We start from the raw sequence: 19141 nt of genomic DNA, 5'->3' as shown, positions 1-19141 counted from the left end.
CCCGGCCGTTCGCGGGCCCGCTGGACGTTGCGCACTTGGTTCCGGCGGCAACGGAAAAAAATGCGCCCCAAACCGCAGCCTTGCGGGTTGGTGAATGGGCTTCGGGTATCAAGGCATGGAAGCACGCACCCTTTCGCTTCTGACGATCACCCTCTACGTACGGTCTGTCATCAGCAAAACGATAGATGTCACGATTTCGGAATGAAAGTCATCTGCTCGAGGAAACCTCATAGTTTTTTTCATATCAAGGCTTCGAGAAAAACTATACCGATGGACATTTTACAATCAGGATACAATGTAATTATCATCGAAATGAGTAGTAATGTAAAATGTCATTATTTATTCAAGCATAATAAATCAAAAATAACTGTATATTTATGAATAATTTTATATTATATAGGATTTTTGAGTCGACAATTATTAAAATTAAAGGGAGTTTTCTATATTATAATATTTTCTCCGAACGGCGACGCGGCCCCGCCTACAACGCTAGACTGCGCTCATTGTCTTAACGCGCCGCATACAGCAGCGGACAAACAGCTTGAGTGCGAAGCGTCGCGTGCGGCCAGAAAAACGCGCTGAATCCGTATACTGACCGAAGACGTCAGAAGCCAGGCTATCCAGAACCTCATCCACGATCATAAGGCTTGAGCAAAGCAGGATGCCCGTGCTCGTATACTAAGAAGAGAGCGAAAACCAGTCATCAAGGGCAAACAATGAACCACGACGAGCGTCTGCTGTGGCAGCGGTTTTCCCTGAAAGATCGCCGCGTCCTGATCACGGGAGCCAGTCGCGGAATCGGCCGGGCGCTCGCGCTGGGCTTCGCCCAGGCCGGATGCCACGTCATCATCGCCGCGCGTAAAATCGATTCACTTGCGGAAACTGCCCTTGAAATTTCAGCATTAGGGAGTGCTGTCGACCAGATCGCGCTCGATCAGACAAACGTATCGGGAATTCGATCAGCGTTCGCCGCCATCAGCCAAATCGACGTGTTGATCAACAACGCAGGCGTTGAAGAAGTTTGCCCCTCTCTCGATATCGAAGAAGAACTTTGGGACAGAATTATCGACACCAACCTGAAAGGAGCTTTTTTTGTCGCGCAGGCCGCCGCCACTCATATGGCCGAGCGCGCACGCGGCGCGATCATCAACCTGGCTTCCCTGACCTCGTATGTCGGCGTGCCCACGGCAACGCCCTACGGATCGTCCAAATCAGGGATACTGGGAATGACGCGCGCTCTGGCCGCCGAATGGGCGCCTCTGGGCATTCGGGTCAACGCGATTGCTCCCGGTTATTTTCGTACAGACATGACGAGAGAGTTTTACGAGAATTCGACATGGGTCGAATCGATGCAAGCCAAGATCCCTCTCGGACGTTTCGGCGTAGTCGACGATCTTGTCGGGGCCGCGGTTTTCCTGTCGTCAGACGCGGCCTCCTATATCACCGGGCAATGCCTGCCCGTCGATGGCGGGTATCTGGCGTCAATCTAAGGCGCGTTGTCAGAAAACTCCGCTGATGACGGAGACGAGTTGCACGACTGCGAGGACAGTTGACTTCAGCTTGTCGCTACGACTCGGAACTGCTTCACTCTAACGAAGAAGCACTCAACGATATTTCTTTTTATATATTGAAAAAATTGTTTTTTGAGCAGATGTGATTTTTCTTTGGCGGGGTAACCGGTGCGATCCCCCGGTGCTCGCGTTTTTCGATGAGCGGATCGGCGTCTTGAATCTTGTAGGCGATGAAGGCCTGGGGGGCGACTCCGCCGAGCAATGGCGTTGCTTCAGTGCTGTCCGCACCTTGCCCAGGTGTCGGGGAAAGAACCGCTGCGTTTACGGCGGTATCGACAATAGCATGGATTTTTGTGGTCAGTCCGCCACAGGATCGTCCGATGGCCTGTTCCGTTCCGCTCGCCCCTTTTACGGGCCCTGTGCTGTGCTGTGCTGTGCTGTGCTGTGCTGTGCTGGTGAGTGCGGGCGACCGTGCTGTCGATCCACATGTATTTGTTGTCATGGTCAGAAGTCAGTTGTCGGCAATCCGTTCAATCACACCGCTTTCACACCAGCGACGCAGCCACCGGTGCACGTTCTCCCAGTCCTCGAACCGGACAGGCAGATCACGTCAGGGAATGCCTACACGGTAACGATACGGGACCGCCTCCACAAACAAACGGCTATCTGCAGCCGTTTTACCGACATGACCTTCGCGCCTCGGGAGAAATGCTTTTATCCGCTCCCACTGACCATCGCTCAGAGCATACCGACGCATTCAGTCTCTCGTTACTCCAAAGCAAGGAGAAAAATCACAAATCAAACGGGAGTGCAAACAGCATAATCCTCCCGCTTAACTGACAACACACCCTAGAGCAGGGTGCCTGCGACGAAACCCTCGGGCAAGTACTGCTCCGAACTTCAGGCTCCAGCGACGGATTGTCTCATATGTGGCCTCAATCCCGCGCTCGAGCGGCTTTTCATCGATCAATCTGAAGCTCAGCAGAAGCTGGAAATACAATCACACCGCATTTGCAAACAGCTCGCGCGAAAAGCGATGCCGTTTGTAACTCACTGCGGACTTAACGCGACTGCACCTTAGTTACTTGAACGAACATTTATAGAAATATCGTCTTATTTGCTACCGCTATTCGTCTTAGACGAAAGCGTCTTTTTGGGGCATGCATTTTTAAATCTAAATTCTTTCTTCGTGTGCGGCGTCAGTTCACCGCTAGTGGAGCATCACCATAGCTCTCACCGTAAGCCGACCTGGTCGCACAAACTCTCGCCGATGGATGAGTTAGTGAAATATATAGAAATAGATATGCCTAATCTTATTGTATCGTATCAGATTGGTGAGACCTTAAGTGCGGCCTTCGCCTATCCAGGGTCTACGCTAGGGGACGTGTTGACGGTAAAGCGGAATCTGATTCTTCGTCCCAAAATCCAATTTGAGCAGAACGAAATTTTCAACCTCAACATGCTCAAGGCCATCCTCAAATGGTCACGGAAAAGGGGGGATTCGACTGGCCCGCACGAACCTGTTGCGCCCGTGATGGGAGCCATCACGAGCGAATTTTTTGTTGAAGGAAATTCACGTGTCTAATAAAGAATATTTCACAATAATATACAATTGTGATCTGACCAACGAGAAGTCGATGGGCAACGCTGGCGGCGAGGATCGGGCCGCACAGCCACTCCCGCTGGTCACCACGACGGGCGCCGACGTTTGGCGCCATCAGGGCCGAATTCAAAAATCAACCATGAATCACACACCAAAATCCAAGAGAACCCTTTCTCTGGAATCATCACTACGTCCTGACCACACCAGAAACCATCACGTTATAAAAACAAATTTTTCTTATGTCGTTCACAAGAAAATATCATTGTCGGCGTGGCGCAGCAGGAGCAGCGCGGCCGCCCCCCCCACCGGAGCAGTGCGGCCATGACCGTCAGGAGCATTTGGACGGACCCGTCCGATGACGGCCCCAACCTGCTCTTCAACAATGGCGAGGTCATTGGCGGCGTGGAGCAATACGGCGACACACCGTCGTCTATACCCGGGCTGTTCGACAGCGAATGGGGCGTCACCCAATGGCGGGCTACCGAGTATTTCGATCCGTCGGCGCCGATCTTCGCTGACGCAGACGACGACGATTCTATTCTTGGAACGCCGATCGCGTCTTGGCATGAGGGCGCGGTCTCCAGCGCCAATGGCAACGCATCGTTGGTGGTCTATAACACGCCAAATTCTGTCATCTCGATGGGCGGCGGCAAATACACATATCAACTGCAGGCCGGGGGAGGGGCGCTGAACGACCTGTATCTGCAGACGCTGAGCGCGCCGACCGCGCAATACACCTTCGATCGCAGCATCACCTTTACAGCGCAAGAGCGAATTGCCGCCATCTCCGGGGACACCGGAAACGCGAGCTTCGGCAATCAGTTTGTCGTCGCATTCAATGCGCCCGAGGGTTCGGGTCTTTCGACGGTTGGGCTGTTTCTTCAGCTCAACCTGTTCGATTCCCGCAACTCCAGCTACGCGCAGATGCGCTACAGCACGCTGACAAGCCCGCTCACTACAGGCGAGATGTTCAACGTGTCGCCTACGGCCTCGATGATTACGGTCGCCTCCAGAGCGACGACGCTCTACAGCACCGAAGTGGAAACGCTTCCGGCGAAGGCGCAGTCGAAGTTCTCGACGGTGAAGATCAACCTGAACGCCGCGCTTGACCAGATGATCAGCCAGATCGTCCAATCCGACAGCAAGAATGCGCGGTATTACGAAGACCTGTCGAACTGGAGCCTTTCGCAGGCATTCATCGGCCTCGAGTCAAATGCCTCCACGGATGACAGGGCCGGGAAGACGAACACCCCGATGTCGGCGACCGTCGACGTGAGTGGGATCAAGATTACCTCCGACGATAGCCAGGCTGTGACGTATGCGTCGTCCGTAGGGTCAGCCATCCAGACCGTTTCCGACGTTTCCCAGGACGACAGCTGGGCCCAGACCGCGACTGTCGCCGGGGGCTCCGCCAGCGTGAACCTGACTGGATCCGCAGTTTCGAATGTTCAATACATAACCTCGAACGGCGACGACGCGATCGAAATTGGGGCACACGACGCTGACATTACGGCGAACGGCACGACTTTGTTCGTGCACGGCGATGGCGGCGATCTCACACTGTCCGGAATGGCCACCATCACTTTGTCCGGCCTGTTCGATTCCCTCAACGCGACCGGCGTGACGATCGCCAGCTCCTCCTTCAGGCTCGGCGACGGCGTCACTCTGACAGATCTGAGCGGCCAAACTATCACCGCCGGGAAAAGCCTGAGTCTTTCACGGGTGACAGATTCGACCATAACCACCGGCAGCTCGGCGCAATTGTTCTCGATAACCGGCAGCACCATCACCATGGGGACAGGGTCCCAAATCGTCTCGTCGAACAACAACACCATCAGGGCAACAGGTGATACAAGCATATTTGGAGGCATGAACAACACGGTGACGTCAGACGCAGGAACGTTCCTGTTCGGGTCAAACACTACTGGCGCCACATTCACCTCCTCTGGTCAGATTGAGCTGGTGAACCCCAAGGGAGCCACAACGCTCATCGCGACAGGAACCTCCGCGCCCGCCGCTGGCGGTCCGTCCAACGTTTCGCTTGGAGCCGTCAGCGTCTTTGGCAGCGACACGACGAATTTGACCTTCATCTCATCGGTCAACGCGCTGTTCGTTGCGGGCGAGGGTGACGAAATAATGGACGCCAGCTCATCCAAGGCAGGCGTTTCTGCGTGGGCGTCAAAAACAAACCCGCACGCCAGGAATGTGCTTATCGGCGGAGTCTACAGCGACACGCTCGTCGGAGGCGACGGCTACGACATACTCACAGGAGGCGCGGGGGAGGCGAACACATTCGTGGCGCCAAACGACATGGACGCAGGGTATATCGAAATCACCGATTTCAACGGCGCTCAGGGGAATATGCTCATACTCCTGAACGATCCCGCAGTTCACCCGAACAATCTGTTCACTGAGGCTCAGAAGGCGGCGATGCTGGCCAGTCAGGCCGATGTAGGGGGTTCGACAATTCTGTCTATTCAAAACCTGACGATCAAACTCGACAACGTCTCGTCGATCGCAAGCGATCGCGTAGCTATTTGGTAGTCGCGTCCGAATATTGTAAATTGGGGACTTCGCGGTCGTTTGGCCGCTTTTTAGAGAATCTGTCATTTGCCTGCGTCGAGCGAAGCCCCCCTTGTGCGCTCTCGCGCTCTAGCTTCTCATGCGCCGCGTCAGTCGAGAAGCGAGATCCGCTGCCGGCCACTGCGGTAATCTCGGAGAGTAACCCCGCGTCGAGCATGGCGTTTAAGCGGAATAGGCGTCGGAGTTATCGTCATCGCGCGGGCATGCCTTGACGCGATCTGCCTGTCCGTTTTGGTGATTGGGAGAACGTGCGCCGACGACTGCGCCACTGGTGCGAAATTGGCGTGGTTGAACGGATTATCCGAAATCTGGCTACTAACCATGACAACGAATACATGATGATCGACAGCACGATTGTCCACGCTCACCAGCACAGCGCGGACGTCCGTAAAAAAAGGGTGCAGATCGGGCCATCGGACGATCCCGTGGCAGACCGGTCACCAAAATCCATGCCATTGCTCGATGAAATCGTTCCTCGCGATTTGAATTGTGGACAGAAAGCAGTAAACGCTAGGCACATCCGAAGGTGGCATGCTTTGTCACCATCTGCGTGTTTCTTACGAAACGACGATATTTCGTCCCCCAATCTCCGCCGAGTTCGGTTGGCGCCACCTACAAGCATTACGCCAACTATCTATAGATTCGACAGATTCGTCCAGAGAATGCCGGAAGAGCCACCTATCCCGCGTGGAGAGAGCAGGCTCGTTTACACAAGCGACGCGACCAGACCGTCACTCGGACGCATTGCGAGCCCGTGCCCCAAGACCTTTCGGTCGAAATCAGAAAGCAATCAGTTTTGGGGGATATTGGTGAGCCGGGAGGGACTCGAACCCTCGACCATTCGATTACGTACCACTTCGGCTTTCGCCGCCCGTAAAGGTTCGTGGTCTGGACTTTATCTTCGCCATGGACCGAGGTCTTTAGGCGGGCCCTGTCAAGTCTCTACACCTTCAAGTCGTAACCGACTTGCTTGGCTCGGTATCGGCACGGCGTGAGCCAGAGCGTTCACCGAATTTAAGGCCTGTTCCACGACCGGTTTCCCGACCGCGCTCCCATTGAAAGTCGAATGCTCTACCGACTGAGCTACCGGCTCTCACCAACGGGGCGGCTTGTACATGCTAGACGGGGTCAGGGCAACCCTTGATCGACGAGAAGTCGCCCGATCAGTGAATCAGATGCGAGCGGCCCCGCGTCGTGGCGAGCGTCTGCTCGGCCGCAAACGCAGGCCACTCGCCACGCACCAGAGCCTCTAGCGAAGGCGTTGGCAGGCTCATACGCTCAGCGTAAATCCAGAGATACGACAGCGCCCGCGACACGTAGACCCGGGTCTCCGGATTGGGCAAGCGCTCCATGTAAAGGAGAGGATCGGCAGCAGCGCCGCTCGCCGCTTCCCAGCGCCCAATCGCGCCAGGACCTGCGTTGTAACTGGCCAGCAGGCGAATCAGGTCCCCGCCGTCCGGTGAAGCCGCAGCGCTTGAAGCCGTCAGATGGGCAAGGTAGCGAACATAGGTCTGCCCGATCTCAAGGTTCAGCCCCGGATCGTGCAACGCTTCCGGCGCCGCAGTGAAGCGCGCGGCGTCGCCTGTGACGAACCCGGCCGTCACAGGCTGCAACTGCATCAACCCATGTGCCCCGGCGCCGGATACCGCGCCAGGCTTGAAATTCGATTCCAGACGGGTCAGCGCGTAGACGAGCGCCGGATCAACCGTGAACCCGTGCCGAGGATGCAGCGACGGCAGCGGCAGATTGGGCGCTTCCTGATCGGCGGCCTGCGTCAGGCTCTGAATGGAGTCCTCCATCTCGAGCGCGAGGTCGTTCAGCCCAGCCGCTTCGGCCACCAGCTGCATGGAGCGCGCCAGAGCCGTATCGTGCTGCACATTCGTCCAGTAGCGACGGAAGGCGTTCTCCGCGCGTTCCTGCTCTCCCACCTGCAACAACGCAAAGACGCGTTTGCCGATCGGGGTAGCGGCGACGGCCTCCACGTCGATTTCAGTCAACACGGGCCGCACCGGAACGTCGTCCACGGGGGTTTCCAGCGTGGCGTTCGTCACGCTGCCGCCGGACGAATGACGCGGCGCGCGGTCGAGCATTCGGCGCGCGAGCAGGCCGTACAGGCTGTTCGGAGCCGTCAGGGCGCGTTGCAACCATGGACGGAATGCGCTGTCTTCGCCGAGTTCGCGATGCGTGCGGGCCGCCCAGAACGCGGCGGCCGATTTCAGCTCCGGCGTCGCAAGCGGCGTCCGCGAGGCGGTTTCGAAGAAGGGAGCGGCGTCAGCCTTGCGGTCAAGCGCCCAGGCCGCAAGACCAGCGACATAGGCCGGAAAGCCGACTTTTCCGTCGCCGCGGACGAATGCGTCGGTCGCCGTCTCTAGCGCCTCGGCGCCATGCCCCTGACTCAGGAGAACCTGCGCGACCTCACCGCCGAGCTGGGCAGCGTATGGCGCAGTCATTCCGGGTGTTATCGAGATCAGGTGAATAGCGCTGCGGGCGCCCTTGACGCCCTGCGTCGCACGCTCCGCCACAGTCCGGTCCAGCAGCGGATTGCGGCTGAAGGCCCGGTCGAAAGGATCGTCACGATTCACGCCGCCGACGCCGCCCAGCATCACTGATGACGGTTGGGACGGCAGGGCGCCGTGATCCGGCATGGAGGACAGGCGCGCAAACACCGCCGGAGCGTCCGCCATGTCGACATTGGCGTGGAGCCACTGCCTCAGTTCCAGAGCCGTGGGGTGATACGCGGGATTGAGATAGCGCTCGGCCAGTATGTCGCCGAGCAGTGTCGAGTCGGTCAGCCGGGTCGTGGCCGCGAGCGCATCGGGAAATGCGCCCTGCCGCTGGAGCCGAAATATCGACCGGACCAATGTCGCAATATCGGAAGAAAGCGGCCGTGGGAGCGCTACGGCATCGTCCCCGCCGTGCGCTGCGAAGCGAGGGATCGCCATGGCGTACTGTTCGCCGGAACGTGCGAGCCGCGCCCCGCTTTCGGCGTCAGCCGCACCATCGCCGCCGCCCGAGCCGGGGGCGGAGGCCCTCGCTGTGGCTGACGCTCCGGTCAACAAGGCTGCGCCCGCGAGCAGAACGCGCACGGCTACATTTTGGGAGAACTGTCCGATGACTCGCATAGTCCGGCGGGGTTTATAAGTTCCCGATCACAAAGGCAAGCTTTCGCTGATCCACTCACCAATACGGTCCACGTATCCACCTCTAAAGCATTGAATTCAGGATATTACTTCGATCACAACGAGCAATGATAAAAATCGTATTCCTGACATATTTAAACAAATATTTGGCGACGGCGCCTTTATTTCACCGCAGTTCATCAAGAGTAACAGACAACAACAGTAAATCGTTCCATATCTCTCGACGAGCGGAAGAACCGACGCGCAACTGGAGCGGGTGTCGGATCGGTAGCGCAGGGCGTTCCGGTCCCCATTCCTCGCCCCATCCGCTCATTCTCCACCGCCCCCGCAACCTGCCTGGGTTCGCGTCCTCACCCAGAATCATCCGGGTCGCGAGCCCACCGCACAACAGCAGACGTTCGGGTTGGTAGAGGCCGATCGCTCGCAGCAGCAGTGGACGGCATGCCAGACTCTCTGTGCGCGAAGGCGGACGGCCACCCGGCGGGCGCCACGGAATCGACGAAGCCAACGCCATCTCTTCCCGACATAGGCCGATGCTCGACAGCATCCGGTCGAAGAGGGCGCCGGACGCTCCCGAAAACGGCGCCCCGCTGCGATCCTCGTCCGCATCGGGCGCGTCGCCGATCACCATCAGGCGCGCGCCGACCGGCCCGCGGGGCAACACGGTGTGGGTTGCGGTTGTCCGCAACGTGCACCCGTCGAAGCTCTCTATCGCGGCCGCTAGCGCCTCGACCGTTGAGAGTCCGAGCAACGTGGCTACATCCGGGAGGGCGGGTTCGGCGCCAGCCGTCGCCACATTGCGCGCCGATGGCGAGGCAGAGGCGACCGTCGCCTGCGCCCCGGTAGCAGGCTCACGCCCAGCCTGCCCAGCGCCAACCGACGCAGCCGAAGCCCTCGCCTCAGCGACCTCCGCTGGAGGTTTGACGGTGTTACGCGCCGAGTCCGCGAAACGATCGTGCGGTGCATCGTCGAGGATCGCATCGACCCCCCACTCGATCTGCATGCGCATCAGCGCTGCGATGTCTGCACGCGACGGAGCCTGGGCAATTTCGCGTTCCATCAAACGCTCCACATGGTTCGATCAGGCGTTTCAGCCAAAGCTGATGAACGGTCGCACTGAACCGCCATGCTGCCGTTCCGACGCCCCATAGCCACCTCCTGCCGCGGTCGCATCATGATTTGGCGCAACCCCTTCGTCGAGTTACACGTATTGACGAAATCCCGCCACGCGGGCCGCAGCCTGGAGATTCCCGCCATCGCCAGATCCCCTTGCTCAGACGCTGTCCGCCTGGCCCATTGCGCCCGTCCCTACGACCCGGCTGCTTCGAACGCCTTCGATCCCGCCGTCGTATTACAGTGTGGGAGCGGCGTGGCGGACCACGCCTGCCAATCCGGGCGCCCCGAAAAGACGGTGACGACGCGCAACCACAGAGCCATGAAGAGAATCTTCCGACTGCCCTGACGTCCCTAACACAATGCCTTAAGACCATAAGGCGCAATACCACGCGACGCCTCTTCTCCCGGCGCCCTGACGCTTCAGTCTTTATACAAGAGTACAAGAACGCCATGCCCTCTCGTCCGGCCCCGCTCCTCGCTCTCCTGACGCCGATCCTGTGGGGCGGACTCGGCGCGAATATTTCAGCGTACGCGGCGGACGTCCATCGCCCTCCGGCCCATACCGCGCCAGCTGCGCCCCCGTCCGGCGCCACCACTCTCTCCCCTGTCGACTCGTCCGATTACCTCGTCGCCCTGCAAGCGGCGCGGCAGGACGATCACGCGGAAGCCGCACGGCGCTTCGCCGCGGCGCTCGCCGTCGATCCGCGCGATGCTGCCTTGACGCGTCAGGCGTTTATCCAGAGCGCTCTGGCGGGAACGGCTGACGCTCCGGCCCTCGCACGCGCGATATCCGGACACCCCGAGGAACGGACGATCGTCACCGCCTTCGTGCTGGGGAACAGCGCAATCCTCAAGCAGGACTGGCGCGCCGCAGTCGAAACCTTCGCGGCGATGCCGAAAGACGCCCTTACACGGCTACTCGAACCGTTTCTCAATGCGTGGAGCCTCGCCGGAGCAGGCAAGACAGACGCAGCGATCCAATTGCTGACAGGGCCGGAGCGCGCCGCCTCGCCGATGACCCCGTTCTATGTCATCCATGCGGGCCTCATCGCCTCCGTCGCTGGCGACAAAGCTCGCGCGACACAACTGTTCCGACAGGCGACGACTCAAACGACAGGCGACGATCTCCTGCTGGCCCGCGCGCGCGCCAATCTGCTCTGGCAGGACGGACACGGGCTGGAAGGACGCGCGCTTCTGCGTCGCCTGACGGACTCTCCCACGCCGCTCGCCCTCGCCAGCGCAGACCTTCAGGAAGCCATCACAGCTCCGCCGGTGACGACCATCCCCGAAGGCGCCGCCTACGCCTACGTGATGGGGGCTTACGTGTTGCGCCAGCAGGCCGCCCATGTCGGTCAGGCCGACGCGGAAAAACAGATCGACGCGGCGGCAGGCATGATGTTGGGCATGGCGCTGTCGCTCGATCCTCACCTTTCCGTCGCACGCCTGATGCTGTCCGAAGTGGAGGAGAACAGCGACCACAAGGATATCGCGTTGCAGGTCCTGCGCGGCGTGGAGCCGACGGATCCGCTGATCCGGGTGGCGCGTTACCGCACGGCGCTGTTGCAGGACGCGCTTGGCGATCCTGTCGACGCCCGCCGCGAACTGGAGGATCTGGAGAAAGGCCAGCCCGGGCAAATCCTGATCTGTCGCGCACTGGCCATGCTTCTGTTCGAACAGAAAGACTGGGCCGGATCGGCGGCCGCCTACGACCGCGCCATCGCCTCGGCAAAGGCCGCGCATCTCACGGACTGGACGTTGCTGTTCGGACGGGCCGCCGCCTACGAGCGCGCCGGGAACTGGGCTCGCGCCGAAGCAGACCTCCAGGAGGCGCGCAAGCTGATGCCGGACGAGCCGCTGATATTGAATTTCCTGGGCTACGGATGGGTGCAGCGCGGTCTTCACAAGGACGAAGCGATCTCGATGCTGCAGCGCGCAGCGTCGCTCGATCCCGATGACGCGGCGATCCGCGACAGCCTTGGCTGGGCGTTGCTCGAGAACCACCAGACGCAGGAGGGAGAGGCGCTGCTGGAACATGCGGCTGAGCAAACGCCACTCGACCCGGAGGTGAATTACCATCTTGGCGTCGCCTACTGGCGTCTGGGCCGCAAGACGGAAGCCATCGATCAGTGGAACGTGGCTCTGGGCCTGAAGCCCGAACCCGATGATCTGCAACGGATCCGCAAGGCGCTCAACGACGCGGGCGCAGGTGCGCCTGCGTCGCCTGCCGCGTCTTCGACAGCGACCAACGGCGGCTAACCACCGCCCGCTTTTGAATGAAAACGTCATTCGGGCTAGAGCAGACCTCGATCCGGGGGAGCCCGATGATCGACATACGGGGCGGACGCCCTCCCTCGCCGCGCGCCCCGTTCCGGGCGCCAGACCGGACTGAAGTTCTTGATCCTGACCGAAACCGCGCACGCGAAAATCAACCTCTACCTGCACGTGACCGGCCGCAGGGACGACGGCTATCACTTGCTGGACAGCCTCGCCGTGTTCGCCGGCGCCGCCGACACACTGTCGTTCTCACCCGACGCCGGCGCACTTTCCTTGTCTGTTGGTGGTCCGTTCGGCGCTGGGCTTTCGACGGGCGCAACCGACGACAACCTCGTCATGCGCGCCGCACGCCTGCTGGCTGAGGAAGCCGGACGCGCGCCGACAGGCGCTTTGACTCTTGAAAAGGCATTGCCCGTGGCGTCGGGAATCGGCGGCGGCTCGGCCGACGCGGCGGCGGCGCTGCGGCTGCTTCAGCGGGCCTGGGACGTTGCCGTGCCTGAAGAGCGCCTGTTCGAACTGGCGGAAAAACTCGGCGCAGACGTGCCGGTCTGTCTCGCGCAGCGCTCCGCGCGAATGGGCGGCGTTGGCGAGCGCCTTGATCCCGCGCCCGCGCTCCCTGATTGCGGCATGATTCTGGTGAATTGCGGGCTCGGCGTCTCGACGCCCGCAGTATTTCGCGCGCGCGACGGTGGTTTTTCCGAAGCCCCTGCATTGCCTGCCGCATGGGCGAACGCCGCGGAAATGGCGACTGATCTGTCGCGCCTGCATAATGATCTGGAAGCGGCCGCCTGCGCGCTATGCCCGACAATCCGCGATGTGCTCGCCGCGATTGACGCACTCCCCGGCTGCCTGCTGTCGCGTATGAGCGGTTCAGGCGCGACATGCTTTGGGATCTTCGACACGCCGGAGGCGGCACGGCGTGCGGCGGGGCAATTGAGCGCTCTTACTCCGGCGCGATCGTGGTGGGTCTGGGCGGGCGGCCTTGCCGGACGCCAGAAAACTTCCGAAAGCCGACCGGCGGCCTGAAAATCGGACGCAACCTATGGCGCAGGCGCACGTCTTCGTGAAAGAGTGCCGCGTTCAGCGCGCAACAGGGGTGAGCAGTATGGAACCACAAGTTCACATCGCCGTATCGGATGACCGCACCCACGCAACCGTGGCCTTCACGGCGGACGAGGCTTCGTTCTCGCTCAATCTGTCCCGCGCGCAACTGGCCAGCCTCATCACGGCGCTGGGCGCAGTAAACCAGACGCTGGGCGGCGATGTGACTCCCAGCATCGAGGGCGCAAAGTTTACGCCAGTGCGGCGCACAAGCTGGGCGGTGCAGCCGGATGTCGAATCCGGCGGTTCGATTCTGGCTTTCCAACACCCGGCTTACGGGCCACTGGGCTTCACGCTGCTCCCAAAAGACGCGGAGCGACTGGCGCATGGCCTGCAATTGCACAAACAGCTTCACCTCGACGTCAGGGCCGCAGCCAAACGCGCTAACTGAACAGGTGACGCCCGCATGAACCGACGCATGACGACTGTCCAGAATGCAAATTTCTCTACATACCTCCAGCCGCTCTGGCGCGTTCACGTATAGTCCCGCGCCGCCCGAAGACCTGCGGCCAGGACGGAGCCAGCATAGATGATCATCGTCCATCACCTTGAGAACTCACGCTCGCAGCGCATCCTGTGGCTTCTGGAGGAGCTGGACGTTCCATACGAGTTGAGGGTCTACAAACGGCAGGGGTCTCTGCTGGCGCCGCCGGAACTGAGGAAGATTCACCCACTCGGCAAGGCGCCCGTGATTCAGGACGGTGACAGAACCGTCGCTGAGAGCGGCGCCATCATCGACTATCTCGTAACGACATATGGCGGTGGACGCCTGGTCCCGCCGGAAGGGACAGCCGAAAAACTCAGCTACACATATTGGATGTACTACGCAGAAGGCTCCGCGATGGCGCCGTTGCTTCTGAAGCTGGTCTTCTCGATGCTTCCTGGACGCTCTCCTTTTCTTGTAAAATCGCTGGTCAGGATGATCGCGGACAAAACGAGCCGAAGCTTCATTGATCCGCAAATTCGACTTCATATGGGTTTCTGGGAAGACTCGCTGTCTCGCAGTTCATGGTTCGCGGGGGAGCAGTTCAGCGCCGCCGACATACAGATGAGCTTCCCTCTGGAAGCTGCAACGTCGCGCGCGGCGGCGGGGCCGAAGACGCCGTTCGTGGCGGCGTTTCTCGACCGTATCCACAGCCGACCGGCCTATCGTCGGGCGCTGGAGCGCGGTGGCGCTTACGTCTACGCGGAATAGGCGAGACACGTTGCCCGCGTTGGGTTGAATCCGGCGTTTTCCATGTCTTGCTGGAGACATCCGCCGAATTCGCAGGTAGCCTGCGTTTACCCCGTTATTATGACCGGGGTTGCAGCATCGGGTCCTGAATTGGTCAGAACCGTCGCTTGGGAAGGAAAAATGACCTAGAGACAACCCGTCACAGTATAGATATTGATAAAATGATAATAAATATCAATATTTGTTGTTGAATTAAGCATGTTTTCTGATGAACCATATCATTATCGAACCGGAAATCGTTAATAATTATCAGAAATATTTAATTATTTATTTTTATTTCAGTTGTTATTATAAACATATTTATTGATTTTTTCTAAAAAAATTCCGTTTTTATGAAAAAAACAACGTTAAATCTAGAATAATAATTTCAATTTCTATATTTATATTTTTATATATATTGTTTATTTTATTTATATCTTTCATTTGGCGTTCATATTTTGACGTTTTTTTTGATATAAATAAGTATTAACGGTGTGACTTTAAAAATTCTATCTCAAGCCTCTTCAACAAGAACTATCAAACGGTCATCCCGACACCTCTGGCGAAGCAAAGGGGATTTTTAGAATATTTCACGTCGATCATGAAAAAAGAACTATACAAACATTGCAGGCGATTCAGGTTTTCTGGTCGGATTTCAGACATCTGGATAGCTGAGCGACCACATTTTCGTAAACGGCGCTCTTTTTGTGGCCCCACCAAAGAGGCTGGATGCCAAATTTTGCAATGAAAACTGGTATTATCGTAAGTTTTCCAGACCTTGGGCATTTCGTCGGATCGCGCCAAAGACGCCAGCGAGCGACTGGGCCTGCTAAACGAGCGGGCGGAGATCCCACCAGTATGGCCGTGTGCGGGGCACGCCATTGCGCGATGCGCAGTTCGAACCCGCCATTCCTTTATAAAGTGAACCAAAAAATCTGATCTATTGAAGCGCTTCGCTTCAAAGCCGTCGGGCCTCAAAGAACATGCCTGCCTTGATCTCCGCGTTTCGAGGAAAAGGGTGGGAGGTCAGACAACCCGCAGCTTGAGACAGAGCGCAAGGACGTTCCATCTGCCGTGTCTAGAGAGCCCCGGAACAACCGCGACAAACTCCGGGCGCGCCACGCCTTACCGCCCTGACTCGCATATGCTAGGGTGTCGCCGCTTTGTAATAGATTTGTCGCGCCCGCCTCCACCGGGGGCTGCGCGGCCCACGACATGACGGAAACGCTTTGACCGACGCCCCCGACCAGCCCATTCCGCCCTCGGACCTCGTTCCGGTGACGATCGAGGAGGAAATGCGCTCCTCCTACCTCGCCTATGCGATGTCGGTCATTGTCAGCCGCGCCCTGCCGGACGTGCGCGACGGCCTGAAGCCGGTTCACCGCCGCATCCTCTACGCCATGCGCGAAAGCGGCTTCACCGCCGACAAGCCCTATCGCAAATCGGCCCGCGCCGTCGGCGACGTCATGGGTAAATACCATCCCCACGGCGACGCCTCGATCTATGACGCCATGGTTCGAATGGCCCAGCACTGGTCGATGCGCGTCAAGCTGATCGACGGACAGGGTAATTTCGGTTCGGTCGACGGCGACAGCCCGGCAGCCATGCGTTACACCGAAGCGCGTCTGGCCAAGGCGGCTTCCTTCCTGCTTGACGACATTGATCGCGACACCGTCGATTTCCAGCCGAACTACGACGAATCCGAACACGAGCCCAAGGTTCTCCCGGCTTCCTTCCCGAACCTGCTGATCAATGGCGCCACGGGCATCGCGGTCGGCATGGCGACGAATATTCCGACGCATAATCCCGGCGAGGTCATCGACGCCACGCTGGCGATGATCGAGAACCCGGACATCACGCTCGAAGAGCTGATGAAGATCATGCCGGGCCCCGATTTTCCGACGGGCGGCCTGATCCTTGGACGCTCCGGCATCCGCAACGCCTTCGCCACCGGGCGCGGCTCCGTCATCATCCGCGCCAAGGCCGAGGTGGAGGAGATCCGCAAGGACCGCAAGGCGATCGTGGTCACGGAGATTCCGTATCAGGTCAACAAGGCCACGTTGCAGGAGCGCATCGCGGAACTCGTGCGCTCGAAGCAGGTCGAGGGCATTTCCGACATTCGCGACGAGTCCGACCGCTCGGGCATGCGCGTCGTCATCGAGATCAAGCGCGAAGCCACGCCGGAAGTCGTGCTCAACCAGCTCTACCGCTTCACGCAGCTCCAGACTTCGTTCGGCGTGAACATGCTGGCCCTCAACGGCGGCCAGCCGCAGCTGATGGGCCTGCGCGAGGTTCTGTCGGCGTTCATCGCCTTCCGCGAGGAGGTCATCCTCCGCCGCGCCCGCTTCGACCTCAACAAGGCGCGTGATCGCGGGCACATCCTCGTCGGCCTCGTCATCGCCGTCGCCAATATCGACGAAGTGATCAGGCTGATCCGCGCGGCGCCTGACGCCGCCACAGCGCGCGAGTCCCTCATGGCTGCGCAGTGGGATGCGGCCGAGGTCGAACCGCTGCTCGCGCTGATCCATGACGAGGGCAATGTCGTCATCGATGGCCTGGTCCGCCTGACCGAAGCGCAGGCGCGCGGCATTCTGGAACTGCGCCTGCAGCGCCTGACAGGCCTCGAGCGCGAGAAGATCCAAAGCGAGCTGACCGAGGTCGCCGCCAAGATCAACGAGCTTCTGGCGATTATCGGCAGCCATATCCGCCGCATGGAAGTGATGCGCGAGGAAATTCTCGTCGCGCGCGCCGAAATCGCGACGCCGCGTATGACCGAGATTACCGATTACGAAGGCGACCAGACGGACGAAAGCCTGATCGAACCGGGGCTGATGGTTGTCACCATCACCCGCGACGGCTTCATCAAGCGCACGCCGCTCGACGTGTTCCGCGCACAGAACCGTGGCGGACGCGGCCGCACGGCCGCCGGTCGACGTGGCGACGACATCGTGGTCCGTTCGTTCAACGCGCACACGCATCAGTGGGTGCTGTTCTTCTCCTCCGGCGGCAAGGCCTACCGCGAAAAGGTGTGGCGCCTGCCCGAGGCCAGCCCCACCGCCAAGGGCCGCGCGTTGGTCAATCTGCTGCCTGATCTGGGCGACGACTCGATCACAGCGGTCCTGCCTCTGCCGCAGGACGAGGAACTGTGGGAGTCCCTGCACCTCGTGTTTGGTACGGCCAGTGGCGGCGTTCGGCGCAACCGCCTGAGCGATTTCCGCAACATCCGCGCTTCCGGCCTGATCGCCATGAAGCTGGACGAGGGCGATCGCCTGATCGGCGTCGCGACCTGCCGCGAAGGTCAGGACGTGTTCCTCGCCACCCGCAAGGCGCGCTGCATCCGGTTCCAGATCACCGACGAGACACTGCGCGTCTTCGCCGGACGCGATTCTTCGGGCGTGCGCGGCATCAAGCTGGCCGAGGGCGACGAGGTGAACAGCCTCTGCGTACTCAACCACGTCGACGCCACTGTGGAGGAGCGTCAGCTTTACCTCCGCGCCGCCGCAGCGAAACGTCGCGCGGAAAATGCGGCGGGCGAGGACGAGGCCGAAGACTCTGTGGCGCCAGAGGCCGAGGACGAGGTCGCGACGACCGGCGCCAGCCTGTCGCCCGAGCGTTTCGCCGAGCTTGAGGCGGGCGAGGAAATCCTGCTGACGGTCAGCGATGGCGGTTTTGGCCGCCGCTCTTCCGCTTACGACTACCGCGTGAGCGGCCGCGCCGGGCAGGGCATCTCCAACATGACCTTCTCGTCCAGCAAGCGCGGAACCGAGGTCGTGGCGACACTGCCGGTCCTGCCGGGCACCGACGTCATGCTTGTCACCAACGCGGGTCGCCTGATCCGCGTGCCCGTCGACCAGGTACGGATCATGTCCCGTCAGGCCAGTGGCGTGACAGTTCTGCGTCTCAACGGAACCGAGGTGGTCACCAGCGTGTTCCCGGTTCTGGAAGACGACTCGGAGGGCGAAGACGCCGCGCCAGATGAAGAAAACGGAACGGAAAATGCCTAAGTCGTCGCCACGGATCGGGTTCTATCCTGGCACGTTCGACCCGGTCACGTTCGGGCATCTGGACGTGATCGAGCGCGCCGCGCGGCTCGTTGACCGGCTGGTCATCGGCGTGGCGACGAACGCCGGGAAGAAACCGCTTCTGTCGAGCGATGAGCGCATTGCCTGCATCAACGATGAGCTTCCTCGCCTGATTCAGGAGACTGGCTCGGAGATCGAGGTGGTCGGGTTTGACAAGCTGCTCGTTCATGCGGTGCGGGATTATAACGCTTCGCTGATCTTTCGCGGGCTGCGGCTGCTGAGCGATTTCGACTATGAAATCCAGATGCAGGGCGCCAACCGCAAGCTGGCGCCGGAGATCGAGACAGTTTTCCTGATGGCGTCCGAGCGTACGCAATCCATTTCCTCCAGCCTCGTGCGCGACATCGCCTTTTACGGCGGCGATATATCCGACTTCGCGCCCGAAGGCGCCGCACGGCGCATCAAGGCGCAACTGGGGCGTTGACCGCGGCGTTCCGACGCCAGTTTTCCAATCACGAAACCCCTCCATGATTTTACGTTTGCCTGAGGGCGTCGTAAGGGGAGGCGTTCGTCGATCC

Annotated in this window: 12 protein-coding genes and 2 pseudogenes; 10 read left to right on the top strand and 4 right to left on the bottom strand. The window is 59.8% G+C overall.

The window, feature by feature from the left end:
* Nucleotides 1–716: 716 nt before the first annotated feature.
* On the top strand, nucleotides 717–1490 hold the full coding sequence (locus J2D73_RS03560; RefSeq protein WP_207879439.1) for an SDR family NAD(P)-dependent oxidoreductase: 774 nt from the start codon (nucleotides 717–719) through the stop codon (nucleotides 1488–1490).
* A 9-nt stretch (nucleotides 1491–1499) separates the two neighbouring features.
* On the opposite strand, the pseudogene J2D73_RS03555 reads toward J2D73_RS03560, so the two are convergent.
* Nucleotides 1500–2268: pseudogene (locus tag J2D73_RS03555) on the bottom strand (IS5 family transposase).
* Nucleotides 2269–2814: 546 nt separating this feature from the next.
* Here J2D73_RS03555 and J2D73_RS03550 point away from each other — a divergent pair.
* The 3 genes and pseudogenes from J2D73_RS03550 to J2D73_RS20645 form a co-directional block, all read left to right on the top strand.
* On the top strand, nucleotides 2815–3096 hold the full coding sequence (locus J2D73_RS03550) for a hypothetical protein (protein ID WP_207879438.1): 282 nt from the start codon (nucleotides 2815–2817) through the stop codon (nucleotides 3094–3096).
* 339 nt (nucleotides 3097–3435) lie between these two features.
* Nucleotides 3436–5658, top strand: coding sequence for a calcium-binding protein (locus tag J2D73_RS03545; protein WP_207879436.1), 2223 nt, complete (start codon nucleotides 3436–3438; stop codon nucleotides 5656–5658).
* A gap of 224 nt (nucleotides 5659–5882) precedes the next feature.
* Nucleotides 5883–6154 (top strand): annotated as a pseudogene (locus J2D73_RS20645) (IS5/IS1182 family transposase); the annotation flags it as partial.
* A 706-nt stretch (nucleotides 6155–6860) separates the two neighbouring features.
* Here the strand turns inward: J2D73_RS20645 and J2D73_RS03540 are convergent.
* From J2D73_RS03540 to J2D73_RS20990, 3 genes are all read right to left on the bottom strand, one after another.
* Complete coding sequence (locus J2D73_RS03540) at nucleotides 6861–8819, bottom strand: transglycosylase SLT domain-containing protein (protein WP_207879434.1); 1959 nt, start codon at nucleotides 8817–8819, stop codon at nucleotides 6861–6863.
* 184 nt (nucleotides 8820–9003) lie between these two features.
* On the bottom strand, nucleotides 9004–9897 hold the full coding sequence (locus J2D73_RS03535) for a uracil-DNA glycosylase (protein ID WP_207879432.1): 894 nt from the start codon (nucleotides 9895–9897) through the stop codon (nucleotides 9004–9006).
* Nucleotides 9898–10145: 248 nt separating this feature from the next.
* A complete protein-coding gene (locus tag J2D73_RS20990) occupies nucleotides 10146–10274 on the bottom strand; it encodes a hypothetical protein (RefSeq protein ID WP_279380882.1) in 129 nt (42 codons plus the stop codon).
* A gap of 129 nt (nucleotides 10275–10403) precedes the next feature.
* Here J2D73_RS20990 and J2D73_RS03530 point away from each other — a divergent pair, with 129 nt between their 5' ends.
* From J2D73_RS03530 to coaD, 6 genes are all read left to right on the top strand, one after another.
* Nucleotides 10404–12209 (top strand): tetratricopeptide repeat protein, encoded by a 1806-nt coding sequence (locus J2D73_RS03530; RefSeq protein ID WP_207879430.1) that lies wholly within the window; start codon nucleotides 10404–10406, stop codon nucleotides 12207–12209.
* Nucleotides 12210–12347: 138 nt separating this feature from the next.
* Entirely contained in the window at nucleotides 12348–13253 is a 906-nt protein-coding gene (locus J2D73_RS03525) for a 4-(cytidine 5'-diphospho)-2-C-methyl-D-erythritol kinase (protein WP_207879428.1), read from the top strand.
* 79 nt (nucleotides 13254–13332) lie between these two features.
* Complete coding sequence (locus tag J2D73_RS03520; protein WP_207879427.1) at nucleotides 13333–13719, top strand: hypothetical protein; 387 nt, start codon at nucleotides 13333–13335, stop codon at nucleotides 13717–13719.
* A gap of 138 nt (nucleotides 13720–13857) precedes the next feature.
* Nucleotides 13858–14523: a glutathione S-transferase family protein gene (locus tag J2D73_RS03515; RefSeq protein WP_207879425.1), complete on the top strand. Its 666-nt coding sequence runs from the start codon at nucleotides 13858–13860 to the stop codon at nucleotides 14521–14523.
* A gap of 1247 nt (nucleotides 14524–15770) precedes the next feature.
* Complete coding sequence (gyrA, locus tag J2D73_RS03510) at nucleotides 15771–18545, top strand: DNA gyrase subunit A (RefSeq protein WP_207879423.1); 2775 nt, start codon at nucleotides 15771–15773, stop codon at nucleotides 18543–18545.
* On the top strand, nucleotides 18538–19047 hold the full coding sequence (coaD, locus tag J2D73_RS03505; RefSeq protein ID WP_026398073.1) for a pantetheine-phosphate adenylyltransferase: 510 nt from the start codon (nucleotides 18538–18540) through the stop codon (nucleotides 19045–19047). The genes gyrA and coaD overlap by 8 nt, the downstream gene beginning before the upstream one ends.
* Nucleotides 19048–19141: the final 94 nt, after the last annotated feature.

The sequence above is a fragment of the Acetobacter sacchari genome, from assembly GCF_017377715.1.
Lineage (GTDB): Bacteria > Pseudomonadota > Alphaproteobacteria > Acetobacterales > Acetobacteraceae > Acetobacter > Acetobacter sacchari.
This window is presented reverse-complemented; position numbering and strand designations above follow the sequence as displayed.

Excerpts from the sequence above, each read along its gene's own strand:
- J2D73_RS03560 (WP_207879439.1), top strand. The coding sequence starts at position 717 with ATGAACCACGACGAGCGTCTGCTGTGGCAGCGGTTTTCCCTGAAAGAT.
- J2D73_RS03550 (WP_207879438.1), top strand. The coding sequence starts at position 2,815 with ATGCCTAATCTTATTGTATCGTATCAGATTGGTGAGACCTTAAGTGCG.
- J2D73_RS03545 (WP_207879436.1), top strand. The coding sequence starts at position 3,436 with ATGACCGTCAGGAGCATTTGGACGGACCCGTCCGATGACGGCCCCAAC.
- J2D73_RS03540 (WP_207879434.1), bottom strand. The coding sequence starts at position 8,819 with ATGCGAGTCATCGGACAGTTCTCCCAAAATGTAGCCGTGCGCGTTCTG.
- J2D73_RS03535 (WP_207879432.1), bottom strand. The coding sequence starts at position 9,897 with ATGGAACGCGAAATTGCCCAGGCTCCGTCGCGTGCAGACATCGCAGCG.
- J2D73_RS20990 (WP_279380882.1), bottom strand. The coding sequence starts at position 10,274 with ATGGCTCTGTGGTTGCGCGTCGTCACCGTCTTTTCGGGGCGCCCGGAT.
- J2D73_RS03530 (WP_207879430.1), top strand. The coding sequence starts at position 10,404 with ATGCCCTCTCGTCCGGCCCCGCTCCTCGCTCTCCTGACGCCGATCCTG.
- J2D73_RS03520 (WP_207879427.1), top strand. The coding sequence starts at position 13,333 with ATGGAACCACAAGTTCACATCGCCGTATCGGATGACCGCACCCACGCA.
- J2D73_RS03515 (WP_207879425.1), top strand. The coding sequence starts at position 13,858 with ATGATCATCGTCCATCACCTTGAGAACTCACGCTCGCAGCGCATCCTG.
- coaD (WP_026398073.1), top strand. The coding sequence starts at position 18,538 with ATGCCTAAGTCGTCGCCACGGATCGGGTTCTATCCTGGCACGTTCGAC.